This window comes from Pseudomonas sp. Pseusp3 (genome assembly GCF_047304225.1).
GTDB lineage: Bacteria > Pseudomonadota > Gammaproteobacteria > Pseudomonadales > Pseudomonadaceae > Aquipseudomonas > Aquipseudomonas fluorescens_CD.
Genome location: NZ_JBGLYV010000022.1, coordinates 59,653 through 71,384, shown reverse-complemented (window position 1 = coordinate 71,384; position 11,732 = coordinate 59,653). Strand labels below are relative to the sequence as shown.

The window sequence follows — 11,732 nt, the reverse complement described above, 5'->3', positions numbered from 1 at the left end:
TGTATTCAGAAACGCCGCGTTTCATCAGCAAGCACGCGTTATCGTTGACGACCATCGCGAGCGAGCTCGCTCCTACAGGGGGGCTTAGCGGATCGGAAAGCTGTTGAAGTCGACGGCGTTGGCCAATTGGCAATCGATCAAATCGATGAAGCCTTGAGCCTGGGGACTGTTGAAATGCGATCGCATGGCCTCTTCCGACTGCCAGTGGGCGCTGACTGTCCAGCGATTGCTGTCCTCGGGGCAGCGGTCGACCATATAGGATTCGCACCCTGGTAGTTCGCGCAGGTTTTCGACGATCTTTTGCAATTGCTTGCCCAGTTCGTCCGAGCGGCCGGCGACGGCCTGCACCTCTACGGTATTGATCGCTTTGTTGAACATTGCTCACACTCCTGAATCAGGCCGGACGTATCCTGCTCATTGAGGGATAACGCCTATGCAGGATAGGCCTGCCCCCCGGGACCACCAATAGCCAATCGCCGGATAAAGCCGCAGTCCAATCTGTCAGGCAACTTGTTGCAAAATATCCCGCAAACGATCCAGGGCGATGTCGATGTCCAGGGTTTCAATGGCGCCGAAACCAAGGAAAAAGCCGGCCTGCGGGGCTTGCTGATAGAAAAAGCTGTCGATGGCATAGAGCCCGACTTCGACTTTTTTCGCCAGTTCGATCACCAATGGAATATCCATTGGCACTCTGCACATCACCACCATGTGAAAGCCGGCCATGGTCGGTACCGCTTCAAGCCACGGCGATAGATCACCGGCCATGCGTGCCAGGATTCGTTCGCGTCGCCCGGCGTAAATCGTGTGGCAGCGCCGGATGTGCTTGAGCAGGCAGCCTTCGGCGATGAACTTGGCCAGCGCCCATTGGGGCAGGGTGGAGGTGTGCAGGTCAGTGAGCTGCTTGGCGCGCACCACCGCATCGAGAATGGCCGGCGGCAGGATCGCGTAGCCCAGCCGCAGTTCCGGCAACAGGGTTTTCGAGAAGGTCCCGACGTAGGCGACAATCCCGCGCTCATCCATGCTTTGCAGCGAGTCCGTCGGACGCCCTTCGTAGCGGAATTCGCTGTCGTAGTCGTCCTCGATGATGATCGCGCCCAGTTCATGGGCCCTGGCCAGCAGCGCAACACGGCGCTCCTGGCTCATCGGCATGCCCAGCGGGAACTGGTGGGAAGGGGTGACGTAAATCAGCCGTGTCCCAAGGGGGATCCTGTCCACCTGGATGCCCTCGGCGTCCACTGGCACTCCGATCACCGTAGCGCCGTGGGTACCGAACAGCAGGCGTGCCGGCGGATAACCGGGATCTTCCATGGCGACGATGCTGCCCGGGCGAGTCAGCACCCGGGAAATCAGGTCCAGGGCCTGCTGCGCGCCGTTGCACACCACCACGTCTTCGTCCTGGCAGTTGACCCCGCGAGAGAACGCGATATGCCGGGCGATGGCATTGCGCAGGGCCGGCAAACCCTCCGGCAGGCTGTAGAAGCCCTTGGACGCGGCGATCTGGCGCAAGGCGTGGGAAGTGCAACGCCGCCAGTCGTCCTGGGGAAACTGGCCCTTGCTGGTGGCGCCGCCGATAAAGTCGTAGCGCAGCGAGCCTTCCAGTGTCGGGTGACGCAGAAACACCGGCAGATTGCGCCAGGATTCGATCACCTCGTAACCGGCCAGCTCCGAAGGGTTCTGCTTGCGCTCGACTTTCGACACCCGCGCGTTGACGTAGGTGCCTTTGCCAATCACCCCGGTGAGGAAGTTTTCGTAGGTGAGCTGGGCGTAGGTATCGGAAATGGTCTTGCGCGAAATGCCCAGCTGTTCGGCCAGCAAGCGGCTCGGTGGAAGTTGCGTCCCTGCTGCCAGACGACCGGATTCAATGGCGCTGCGCAGTTGGTTATACAACTGGCCCGCCAGATCCTTGCGGCCGTTGATGACAACATGTAGTTCCATACCGGCAAGGCTCCTTGGGTGAACGAGGCAAAGACTGTGCGCCAGATTACGCGCATGAGCCGCCACGCAGAAGTTGCGTGGCGCAAAAACCGCCAATTGGCGTGCTTTTCGCTGGTCCACGGATTTTTCGCCGAATTGGATCTGTAACGTTGCTGTGCCAACCCCTACCTTGGACAAACCTGTCCGATCCATGAGGCCGCTCCATGACCCCCCGTCTGGATTACTACAGCGCTTCCCCCAAAGCGATGAAAGCCATGATCGCCATGGAGGCCCTGACCAGCAGTTTGAGCATCGAACCGGCGCTGCTGCACCTGATCAAGATTCGTGCTTCGCAGCTCAACGGCTGTGCGTTCTGCACCGACATGCACTCGGTGGATGCAAGGCGCCTGGGCGAGAGCGACCGGCGTCTTTATTCCATTGTGGTCTGGCGCGACAGCAATTTTTTCAATCCGCGGGAAAGAGCCGCGCTGGCCTGGACCGAGGCGGTCACCTTGCTCTCCGAAAGCCATGTGCCGGACGATGTCTACGCCCAGGCCCGGGAGCAGTTCAATGAAAGCGAAATGGTCGACTTGACCATCGCCGTCACCACCATCAACAGCTGGAATCGCCTGGCGGTGAGCTTTCGCCAGACACCCAGCGCCTGAGTCCTTGTCACAGCAGGTTCATGAACGATCCGCAGGATAGAGCTGTCAGTGTCAGATCGACAGGGAGTCTTCGATGTCATTCATGGAAATCAGCGCCCACCAGGGGGCTGTCGAGTATCGCGTAGCCATCGATAAAAAACCGTCCTGGCGTCAGTTGGCAGCGGCTATCGACCCTGAACTGGCGCAGTGTTTCATCGTCAGCGTCCGTTGCGGTTGCTTCATGCAGGCCGCCCGCAGTCTCAACTTCAAGGCCACCCGCCTGCGCAGGCAACTGGTGCAGCTGGAGACGCAGCTCCAGTGCTCGCTGTTCAATCATTCAGACAATGGTTTGAGCCTCAGTCGCGATGGCTTGCGCCTGCACGCACAATTGATCGCCCTGGCCCATGAGCGCAATTTGCCGGTGATCGAACAGCCGTTGATTCGGCTGGCCGTGGCGGATTCGATCCTGCATGACATTCTCGGACGTGACCTGGTGGCAATGCTGCGGCGCAATGCCAGCGTGCGGCTGGACATCATCACGCTCGACAGTGAATTGTCATTGCAAGCGGTCAGCGCCGACGTGGTGGTGTGGCTGGGCGAGACCGGATCGCCATTACCGGGGCCGAGCTTTGCCACCACTGAACCACGACTGCTGGCGCGACTGGATTACCTGCCGCACATTGCCAAGCGCTACTCGCGGGTCGCTTCCAGGCCGGATTGCCTGGATGACCTGGCCGATTTTCTCCTGGTGCAATGGCGGCAGGACTGCCAGGTTGAAAGCTTCCGGCCGTGGAATGCGCTGGTCGATCAGCGCCTGGCCGGAGCGGTGCAGTTGCAATCCTACGAATTGATGCTGGAGATGGTCCGTTGCAGTGCCTGCATCGGGCTGCTGCCGCACTACATGAGCCACTTCGACCGCGGGCTGATTGCCTTGCCGGGCCTGTTTGACCAGTCGATGCAGCGCCAGGTGTGGATGGCGGTCAACGTCCATTCCGAGCACGACGCGCAGGTACGGATGCTCGTCGAGTTGATTGAAAACACCTTCAGCGAGCGCCGGGAGTGGTTCGAAAGCTGAGCACGATCCCACATTGGTTCTCGCCACACCCGAAGGTAGCGTTATAGAGTGAACGGCCATGTCTGCTTCAAGGATGATCCACCCATGCCAGCCACTGAACCCGTCATCACCCTCGAGCGCTACAACGAGTCCCACATCGAAGGCATCACGGCGCTGTACAACGACCCGCAGATCGCCCGGCAGACCCTGCAAATGCCGTTTCAGTCCACCGAACTCTGGCGCAGTCGCCTGGCGCTGGATAACGAGCGCCTGGTGAAACTGGTGGCCCTGCATCAAGGCACGGTCATCGGCAACATCGGCCTGGAGCAGTTCTCACGCATTCGTCGCAGCCATGCCGGCAGTTTTGGCATGGGCGTTGCGGTGGCGTGGCAGGGCAAGGGCGTGGGCTCGAAGCTGCTCGCGACGGCGCTGGATATCGCCGACAACTGGATGAACCTGCAGCGCATCGAGCTTTCGGTGTATGCCGACAACGAAGCGGCCATAGCGCTGTATCGCAAGTTCGGCTTCGAAACCGAGGGCCTGTTCCGTGATTACGCCGTTCGCGACGGCGTATTGGTGGACACCTTGAGCATGGCGCGCCTGCGTCGCCCGCCCAAGGCCGGTTGAGTCATTCGCCCAGGGCGAACGCCACCGCCGACGTACCTCCCGGCTGTTAGTCGCACACCTGCATCACACATCTGCCATGCTCAATGTCCGTAGCACCGCTGCAATCAAAGGAACACCGCAATGGATGACGTACAGCAACTGGGCGAAATGCTTCGCCACTATGCAGAAAGCGAAGCGCACAAGAAGCAAGTGTTCGAGTCGCAGTCGGCCGAATGGGCGACGCGCATTGGTGACCTGTTCGATCAGATCCAGCAGTGGCTGGAGCCGGTGCAGGCCCCCAACCTGCTGGAGGTGATCCGCGAAGCCTATGTCGCCTCGGGCCCGAGCATTCCTGTCGAGACATCGACATTCAAGACCGAGAAGCTGTCCATTGTGATTGTTGGCAAGCCGGTGGAGTTCGTGCCGGATGTGATGGGGGCCGGCGGACAGATCTCGGTGGCCGTGATGGGCTTTACGGCTGCGCGCTACGGCAGTGTTTCGCTGGTGTGCCTGCCACCGTCCAACGCCTGGCAATGGCGCAAGACCAACGGTTTGAAGGATCCGGACATCTTTGTCTTCGATGGGGATTTTTTGGCGCAGCAGTTGCAGAGCCTGATTCCTCGGGAGCGCGGATAACCAGCATTGATGGGTAGTGCATCAGATATCGAGGTTGCCCCAGCCTGATTTCAGCTCCGGCGGGGCAACCGCTTTCACTGTCTTCCCTGTCGCCAACTCCACCCGCCGTGCCACCTGCGGGTCATCGGCAAACGGAATCAGGCTCGCCTCTTCAAGACTCTCGGCGGTCTGGTGCTTCAAGCAGTATTCGACCGCCAGCCATAGACTCACCACTCCCAGTACATTCAGCGCAAGCTCGATCATCAGGCTATCTGCGCCTCGCGCTGTGCCATTTTCAGGTCCGACACCCACACCGTGCGCCACACGTTGTACGCCATCAGCAACATGCCGCCGAGGAAGAACAGACCGCCGATGAAGCGCACCAGGAAGCCAGGATGGCTGGCCTGGAGGGCTTCGACGAAGGAGTAAGTCAGCGTGCCATCGTCGTTGATCGCCCGCCACATCAGGCCTTGGGTGATGCCGTTGACCCACATCGAGGCGATGTACAGCACCGTGCCGATGGTCGCCAGCCAAAAGTGCAGGTTGATCAGCGGCGTGCTGTGCATCTGCGTGCGTCCGAAGACTTTTGGCACCATGTGGTAGGTCGCGCCGAAGGTGATCATCGCCACCCAGCCGAGGGCGCCGGCGTGTACGTGGCCGATGGTCCAGTCGGTGTAGTGGGAGAGGGCGTTGACCGTCTTGATGGCCATCATCGGCCCTTCGAAGGTCGACATGCCGTAGAACGCCAGGGATAGCACGAGAAAGCGCAGGATCGGGTCGGTGCGCAGCTTATGCCAGGCGCCCGAGAGCGTCATCATGCCGTTGATCATCCCGCCCCAGCTCGGCGCCAGCAGGATCAGCGACATGGCCATGCCCAGCGACTGCGCCCAGTCCGGCAGTGCGGTGTAGTGCAAGTGGTGCGGGCCGGCCCAGATGTACAGGGTGATCAGTGCCCAGAAATGCACGATGGACAAGCGATAGGAGTACACCGGCCGCCCGACCTGCTTGGGCACGAAGTAGTACATCATCCCCAGGAAACCGGTGGTCAGGAAAAAACCCACCGCATTGTGGCCGTACCACCACTGGACCATGGCGTCGGTGGCCCCGGAATACACCGGATAGGACTTGAACCAGTCCACCGGGATCGCCAGGTGATTGACCACGTGCAGCATGGCGATGACCACGATGAATGCACCGAAGAACCAGTTGCCGACGTAGATGTGTTTAGTCTTGCGTTGCACCACGGTAGTGAAGAACACCACGGCGTATGCAACCCAGACCACGGTCATCCACACCGCGCCGGTGAATTCGATTTCGGCGTATTCCTTGGTGGTGGTGTAGCCCAGCGGCAGGCTGATCAGCATCACCACTATCACCGATTGCCAACCCCAGAAGGTGAACGCGGCGAGCTTGTCGGAGAACAGCCGCACCTGACAGGTGCGCTGTACCGCGTAGTAACTGGCGGCAAATTGCGCGCTGCCGGCAAAACCGAAAATCACCAGGCTGGTGTGCAACGGGCGTAACCGGCCGAAGGTGGTCCACGGCAGGTCAAGATTCATCTGCGGCCACACCAGTTGCGAGGCGATCCATACACCCATCGCCATCCCCACGACGCCCCAGAAGACAGTCGCCACGACGAACTGGCGCACGACCTTGTAGTTATAGGCCTGACTGATAGTAGTTGTGCTCATGCTCAATGCTTCCACGGTTGCAATGCCGTGCACTGTAAAAACCGTGGCGTAAACAAAACAGGCTCAGGAAAAATTGATTTATACAGATCAGATAAAAAGTGGCCATAGTCCTGCTGGTTTTACCCTGATATGGTTTTTTCACAGTCAGCTGAATCTGTAATGCGGATTGGCACCGGTCCATAGTCACTACCTCAAAACGAACCCCCCTGTAGGAGCGAGCTCGCTCGCGATGGTCGTGAACGATAACGCGCGAAGCCTGACACCCCGTGGCGCCCTCAGGCTCATCGCGAGCAGAGCTCGCTCCTACAGGGTTCTGTGCCTAATCCTGATGAGGTAGCCAGATGTATCAGTACGACGACTATGACCGGGCGCTGGTGTCCGAGCGGGTTGCGCAGTTTCGCGATCAGGTCGAGCGTTTCATGGCCGGTGAGCTGAGCGAGGAAGAATTCCTGCCGTTGCGCTTGCAAAACGGTCTGTATATGCAGAAACACGCCTATATGCTGCGGGTGGCCATTCCCTACGGCACGCTGAGTGTCCGGCAGATGCGCACGCTGGCGAGCATCGCCCGGGATTACGATCGCGGCTACGGGCACTTCACCACCCGCCAGAACATGCAGTTCAACTGGATCGAACTGGCCCAGGTGCCAGACATCCTTGAGCGCCTGGCCCAGGTGGAAATGCACGCGATCCAGACTTCTGGCAACTGCGTACGCAACATCACCACCGAAGCCTTTGCCGGGGTCGCCGCCGACGAGATGATCGACCCGCGCCCCTTGGCGGAGATCCTGCGGCAGTGGTCGACCATCAACCCGGAGTTCCTGTTCCTGCCCCGCAAGTTCAAGATCGCCATCTGCTCGGCCGAACAGGACCGTGCGGCGATCATGATGCATGACATCGGCCTGTATCTTTATCCCGGCGACAACGGGCAAATGCTCCTGCGGGTGATCGTCGGCGGCGGTCTGGGGCGCACGCCGATCCTCGGCCTGCAGATCCGCGAAGGTTTGCCATGGCAACATTTGTTGTCCTACGTCGAAGCGGTGCTGCGCGTCTACAACCGCCATGGTCGACGTGACAACAAGTACAAGGCGCGGATCAAGATTCTGGTCAAGGCCCTGGGCATCGAAGCGTTCGCCCGGGAGGTGGAGGAGGAGTGGCAGTATCTCAAGGACGGCCCGGCGCAACTGACCGACGCCGAATACGAGCGGGTGGCCAGTGCATTCGTCGCCCCGGAGTATCGCGAGCTGGCGAGCATCCATCTGGACTTCGGCACGCATCTGGCCGAGAACCCGGCGTTCGCCCGCTGGGTGCTGCGTAACGTGCAGCCGCACAAAGTACCGGGTTATGCCAGCGTCGTGCTGTCGACCAAGCCCGGCGTCGCTGCGCCACCGGGCGATGTGACGGACACGCAGATGGAGGCGGTTGCCGAATGGTCCGAGCGCTTTGGTTTCGGCGAAATCCGCATTGCCCATGAGCAGAACATCGTCCTGCCGGACGTGCCCAAGGCCGAGCTGTTCGCGTTATGGCGCCTGGCCTGTGAACACAATCTGGGCAGCGCCAACATCGGTTTGCTGACCGACATCATCGCCTGCCCCGGTGGCGATTTCTGTGCGCTGGCCAATGCCAAGTCGATCCCCATCGCCCAGGCCATTCAGGCCCGTTTCGAAGACCTCGACTACCTGCATGACCTGGGTGACATCAGCCTCAACATTTCCGGCTGCATGAATGCCTGCGGTCATCACCACATCGGCAACATCGGCATCCTGGGCGTCGATAAAAACGGCAGCGAGTGGTACCAGATCACCCTTGGTGGCGCCCAGGGCAAGCATAGTGCGCTGGGCAAGGTTATTGGCCCGTCCTTCAGCGCCGCGCAAGTGCCCGAGGTGATCGAGCGCATTGTCGACACCTTCGTGCGCTATCGCGAGAGCGAGGAAGTATTGGTCGACACGTTGCAGCGTATCGGCCTGGAGCCGTTCAAGGAGGCGGTTTATCCGCAAGCGGTGGAGGTTTTGGCGTGAACAATCTGTTGCGGCTGGAAAAAGGTGAGGCGCGCATCGATGCGGATGACCCGTGGATGCTGGTTCGGGATCTGGCACCGCCATCGCCAGTGGGCAAGGCGATCCTGCCGCTGGCCCGCTGGCTGGAAAGTCCACAGCGAAATGCGGTGTGGCTGGGGCCGGACGACGAGGTGGAAATCCTCAAGCCCTGGTTTGATCAATTGCCACTGATTGCCCTGGATTTTCCGAGCTTTCGCGACGGGCGCGGTTACAGCCAGGCGTATCTGCTGCGCACACGACTGGGCTGGACCGGTGAGTTGCGCGCCATCGGCGATGTCTTGCGCGATCAACTCAGCCACATGCGCCAATGCGGTTTCGACAGCTTTGCCGTGCGTGAAGACAAATCCGCAGAAGATGCATTGAAGGGACTGGCGGGGATGAGCGTGCTGTACGGGCGTTCGGTGATTGAGCCGCGGCCGTTGTTTCGGCGGCGCGGCTAGATCATCCGGAAAAGGGCGCATCCCGAACGGCGGAATGCGCCGGGTGCTGTCAGTTGATGCGAACCAGCGTCGCGCGCTGGGTAGGCGACAGCTGATCGATTTCCAGCAGTGTCAGGTTTTTTGGAGCTTCGCCGGCCAACGGACTGCCGAGGTTACCCGCGGCATTTTCGGGAAGTTTGTACATTGCGCCGGTCATTGGATCGACTACCAGCATGCCGATCAACCCGCCAATCAGGAGGTTGCCCCAGTACCAGCCGCTCATGCTGGTATCCAGAGTGGTACTGGTATCGGCATAACCCTCTTTCTTGAAGGTGATGGTGTAGGCCTCACCCTTGAAGTAGCCACGACCGGAAGGCAGTGTCACGGTGTTGGGCGTGGAGCCGTTATGTACGACGACACCGGCTTTGTTGGTAATGGTGAAGTTGGCGCCGCTAGGCGTACTCGATACGTTCACCGGGTATTTGCTGTCACCGACGATGCTTGCACAGCCCGAAGTCAGGAGTGCTGTGGTCAGGGCTGTAATGGTGAACAGCTTGCGAAGAGCTTCCATGGTAGATCCTTGAGACCGGTCTTTGCCGTCATTGGCCGAGGCGTGCTTCATGTCGCCTCGAAATGTAATGGGGGGAGGTTTTTCAAGCGACGCGAACCTTATCACTGATGGCGTTGTGATATCACTAAAAATCTAAACATTGCGGTTGGCCGGTTGTTCTTTCAACAGCCGTTCCAGTTCTGCGCACGCCTCGTCACGTGTTCCACAGCTTGAACTGCTCGGTGACCTTATCGCCGGCCTTGCCCTGGTGGCAGGTCAGGCAGACCGGGAGGGGATTGCTGCTGTAATAAAAAACCCGCCATCTGCGCAAGCATGAACGGCGGGTTTTGCAGGATTCAGGGTGAAGTCTCAATCCCCGGCGGGGATTCGCCAATCAGCATTTCTTCCCCAGGCCGAACGCTCGTTCTTCCTGTTCACGTAGCTCCGGGGTGAGCTCGGCACCAAAATCTTCCATTTCAAACACCTGGCGAATCTCGATCTCGGCTTCGGTACCCGGCATCGGGTTGGGGCAGCGCTTGACCCATTCGATGGCTTCTTCTTTCGATTTCACCTGCCATAGCCAGAAGCCGGCGATCAGCTCCCTGGTTTCGATGAACGGGCCGTCAATCACCGTGCGCTTGTCGCCGGAGAAGCGCACGCGGGCGCCTTTGCTGCTGGGGTGCAGGCCTTCACCGGCGAGGAGGATGCCGGCCTTGGCCAGCTCCTCGTTGTAATTGCCCATGGCGGTCAGCAGTTCCTGGCTGGGCATTATTCCGGCTTCGGAATCCTGGCTGGCTTTGATGATGATCATGAATCGCATGGCTTTTCTCCATTGGGGGGTAAGTGAGTTACTTGATAGTCGAATGATCAGCGTCTGAATCGACAATTCTCTAAAAGAAAATCGCAACAAGTTTTCTGATAGCCCAAGGGGATGCATGGGGCTTTGGTGAGATGGTAGCCTGCGGGTCCCCGGCCAATGGATTGCCACCGCCCATGCCTGTCCTGGAACTCACGACTCTCATCCCCAACCGCTCACCTGAGCAAGTCCTCGACTTCTGCCTCGAAGGCGTGAATTTCCCGAAAATCTTCCCCGAACGCATCACGCCGCTGGGCGAAATCGACCTGAACAACCTGCGCATCGAAGCCGGTCGACAGTTTCGTTTCAGGCACTGGATGTTCAACGTTATTCCGTCGAACTGGACGGTGGTGATCCGTGAGGTCGGTGAGTGGCATTTCATCGACGAAATGCTCAACGGGCCGATGCGCGCCTTTCGTCATGAACATCGGGTCGCGGCGGGAGAGGGCGGTACGCTATACACCGATCGGGTGACGTATTCGGCGATTGGCGGCGCGCCAGTGGAGTGGTTGCTGGTCAATGGCTATATGCGCCGGATTTTCGAGGCGCGCCATTGCAATATGTTGCGGCTACTCAGATAACGCCTCTGCCACAGTGTCTTGTGGTGTGTGGGAGGGCACATGTATCCAATTTTGTGTGCCGATACATGACAATTTATGTTTGACCATAGGTCGTCGGACAATTTCGTGGTTAACTTCGGCCTCGTCAAAACTCTCTACAACAACGTTCAGAAGGACTCCGTTCATGGCTCAAGTCACTCTCAAAGGCACTCCGGTTCAAGTCAACGGCCAACTGCCACAAGCCGGTTCCAAGGCGCCAGCCTTTTCCCTGGTTGCCGGCAATCTGTCCGACGTCACCCTGAAAGACTTTGCCGGCAAGCGCAAAGTGCTGAACATCTTCCCAAGCGTTGACACCCCGACCTGCGCCAAGTCTGTACGCCAGTTCAACGCCCAGGCCAATGACGTCGCCAATACCGTTGTACTGTGCATCTCCGCTGACCTGCCGTTCGCCCAGGCGCGCTTCTGCGGTGCCGAAGGCCTGGAAAACGTACAGAACCTGTCGACCCTGCGCGGTGCCGAGTTCATCCAGAACTACGGCGTGGCTATCGCTGACGGCCCGCTCAAAGGCCTGACCGCTCGTGCCGTGGTAGTGCTGGACGAAAACGACAACGTGCTGCACAGCGAACTGGTTGGCGAAATCGCTGACGAGCCGAACTACGAAGCGGCACTTGCCGTTCTGAAGTAAGCCTGGCTTTACAATGTTTAACGGCCTGGCCCTGTCCAGGCCGTTTTCATTTGTGTTTCAGTGTCTTGGATATATCTCCTGCTA

14 protein-coding genes are annotated in these 11,732 nt (G+C 59.4%); 8 read left to right on the top strand and 6 right to left on the bottom strand.

Going from position 1 to position 11,732, the window contains the following annotated elements; all coding sequences use genetic code 11:
* Positions 1-84: 84 nt before the first annotated feature.
* A complete protein-coding gene (locus tag ACCD00_RS10250) occupies positions 85-378 on the bottom strand; it encodes a putative quinol monooxygenase (protein WP_413424132.1) in 294 nt (97 codons plus the stop codon).
* Positions 379-501: 123 nt separating this feature from the next.
* Complete coding sequence (locus tag ACCD00_RS10245; RefSeq protein WP_413424130.1) at positions 502-1,935, bottom strand: PLP-dependent aminotransferase family protein; 1,434 nt, start codon at positions 1,933-1,935, stop codon at positions 502-504.
* A gap of 203 nt (positions 1,936-2,138) precedes the next feature.
* Here ACCD00_RS10245 and ACCD00_RS10240 point away from each other — a divergent pair, with 203 nt between their 5' ends.
* The 4 genes from ACCD00_RS10240 to ACCD00_RS10225 all read left to right on the top strand — a co-directional run bounded on the left by ACCD00_RS10240 (position 2,139) and on the right by ACCD00_RS10225 (position 4,854).
* Positions 2,139-2,579, top strand: a complete 441-nt coding sequence (locus ACCD00_RS10240) for a carboxymuconolactone decarboxylase family protein (RefSeq protein ID WP_008020051.1) — start codon at positions 2,139-2,141, stop codon at positions 2,577-2,579.
* 73 nt (positions 2,580-2,652) lie between these two features.
* Positions 2,653-3,633: a LysR substrate-binding domain-containing protein gene (locus tag ACCD00_RS10235; RefSeq protein WP_413424128.1), complete on the top strand. Its 981-nt coding sequence runs from the start codon at positions 2,653-2,655 to the stop codon at positions 3,631-3,633.
* Positions 3,634-3,717: 84 nt separating this feature from the next.
* Entirely contained in the window at positions 3,718-4,239 is a 522-nt protein-coding gene (locus ACCD00_RS10230) for a GNAT family N-acetyltransferase (protein ID WP_413424126.1), read from the top strand.
* A 120-nt stretch (positions 4,240-4,359) separates the two neighbouring features.
* Positions 4,360-4,854, top strand: coding sequence for a hypothetical protein (locus ACCD00_RS10225; protein WP_413424124.1), 495 nt, complete (start codon positions 4,360-4,362; stop codon positions 4,852-4,854).
* Between the two features lie 21 nt (positions 4,855-4,875).
* Here the strand turns inward: ACCD00_RS10225 and ACCD00_RS10220 are convergent, their stop codons facing one another.
* Together ACCD00_RS10220 and ccoN are read right to left on the bottom strand one after the other, a co-directional pair.
* Positions 4,876-5,097: a cbb3-type cytochrome c oxidase subunit 3 gene (locus ACCD00_RS10220; protein ID WP_413424122.1), complete on the bottom strand. Its 222-nt coding sequence runs from the start codon at positions 5,095-5,097 to the stop codon at positions 4,876-4,878.
* On the bottom strand, positions 5,097-6,524 hold the full coding sequence (gene ccoN / locus ACCD00_RS10215; protein WP_413424120.1) for a cytochrome-c oxidase, cbb3-type subunit I: 1,428 nt from the start codon (positions 6,522-6,524) through the stop codon (positions 5,097-5,099). Before ccoN ends, ACCD00_RS10220 begins: the two co-directional genes overlap by 1 nt.
* A gap of 341 nt (positions 6,525-6,865) precedes the next feature.
* On the opposite strand from ccoN, the gene ACCD00_RS10210 reads away from it, so the two are divergent.
* A complete protein-coding gene (locus ACCD00_RS10210; protein WP_413424118.1) occupies positions 6,866-8,539 on the top strand; it encodes a nitrite/sulfite reductase in 1,674 nt (557 codons plus the stop codon).
* Positions 8,536-9,018, top strand: coding sequence for a DUF934 domain-containing protein (locus ACCD00_RS10205; protein WP_413424116.1), 483 nt, complete (start codon positions 8,536-8,538; stop codon positions 9,016-9,018). The genes ACCD00_RS10210 and ACCD00_RS10205 overlap by 4 nt, the downstream gene beginning before the upstream one ends.
* A 49-nt stretch (positions 9,019-9,067) precedes the next feature.
* On the opposite strand, the gene ACCD00_RS10200 is transcribed toward ACCD00_RS10205, so the two are convergent.
* Positions 9,068-9,568 carry a hypothetical protein gene (locus ACCD00_RS10200; RefSeq protein WP_413424114.1) on the bottom strand — a complete coding sequence of 167 codons (501 nt, stop codon included), beginning with the start codon at positions 9,566-9,568 and terminating at the stop codon, positions 9,068-9,070.
* 373 nt (positions 9,569-9,941) lie between these two features.
* Complete coding sequence (locus tag ACCD00_RS10195; protein WP_413424112.1) at positions 9,942-10,367, bottom strand: YciI family protein; 426 nt, start codon at positions 10,365-10,367, stop codon at positions 9,942-9,944.
* Positions 10,368-10,540: 173 nt separating this feature from the next.
* Between ACCD00_RS10195 and ACCD00_RS10190 the strand changes: the two genes are divergently transcribed.
* Both ACCD00_RS10190 and tpx read left to right on the top strand, forming a co-directional pair.
* Positions 10,541-10,984, top strand: a complete 444-nt coding sequence (locus ACCD00_RS10190) for an SRPBCC family protein (RefSeq protein WP_413424110.1) — start codon at positions 10,541-10,543, stop codon at positions 10,982-10,984.
* Between the two features lie 163 nt (positions 10,985-11,147).
* Positions 11,148-11,648, top strand: coding sequence for a thiol peroxidase (tpx, locus tag ACCD00_RS10185; RefSeq protein WP_413424108.1), 501 nt, complete (start codon positions 11,148-11,150; stop codon positions 11,646-11,648).
* Positions 11,649-11,732 lie beyond the last annotated feature (84 nt).

Excerpts from the sequence above, each read along its gene's own strand:
- ACCD00_RS10250 (WP_413424132.1), bottom strand. The coding sequence starts at position 378 with ATGTTCAACAAAGCGATCAATACCGTAGAGGTGCAGGCCGTCGCCGGC.
- ACCD00_RS10245 (WP_413424130.1), bottom strand. The coding sequence starts at position 1,935 with ATGGAACTACATGTTGTCATCAACGGCCGCAAGGATCTGGCGGGCCAG.
- ACCD00_RS10240 (WP_008020051.1), top strand. The coding sequence starts at position 2,139 with ATGACCCCCCGTCTGGATTACTACAGCGCTTCCCCCAAAGCGATGAAA.
- ACCD00_RS10235 (WP_413424128.1), top strand. The coding sequence starts at position 2,653 with ATGTCATTCATGGAAATCAGCGCCCACCAGGGGGCTGTCGAGTATCGC.
- ACCD00_RS10230 (WP_413424126.1), top strand. The coding sequence starts at position 3,718 with ATGCCAGCCACTGAACCCGTCATCACCCTCGAGCGCTACAACGAGTCC.
- ACCD00_RS10225 (WP_413424124.1), top strand. The coding sequence starts at position 4,360 with ATGGATGACGTACAGCAACTGGGCGAAATGCTTCGCCACTATGCAGAA.
- ACCD00_RS10220 (WP_413424122.1), bottom strand. The coding sequence starts at position 5,097 with ATGATCGAGCTTGCGCTGAATGTACTGGGAGTGGTGAGTCTATGGCTG.
- ccoN (WP_413424120.1), bottom strand. The coding sequence starts at position 6,524 with ATGAGCACAACTACTATCAGTCAGGCCTATAACTACAAGGTCGTGCGC.
- ACCD00_RS10210 (WP_413424118.1), top strand. The coding sequence starts at position 6,866 with ATGTATCAGTACGACGACTATGACCGGGCGCTGGTGTCCGAGCGGGTT.
- ACCD00_RS10200 (WP_413424114.1), bottom strand. The coding sequence starts at position 9,568 with ATGGAAGCTCTTCGCAAGCTGTTCACCATTACAGCCCTGACCACAGCA.
- ACCD00_RS10195 (WP_413424112.1), bottom strand. The coding sequence starts at position 10,367 with ATGCGATTCATGATCATCATCAAAGCCAGCCAGGATTCCGAAGCCGGA.
- ACCD00_RS10190 (WP_413424110.1), top strand. The coding sequence starts at position 10,541 with ATGCCTGTCCTGGAACTCACGACTCTCATCCCCAACCGCTCACCTGAG.
- tpx (WP_413424108.1), top strand. The coding sequence starts at position 11,148 with ATGGCTCAAGTCACTCTCAAAGGCACTCCGGTTCAAGTCAACGGCCAA.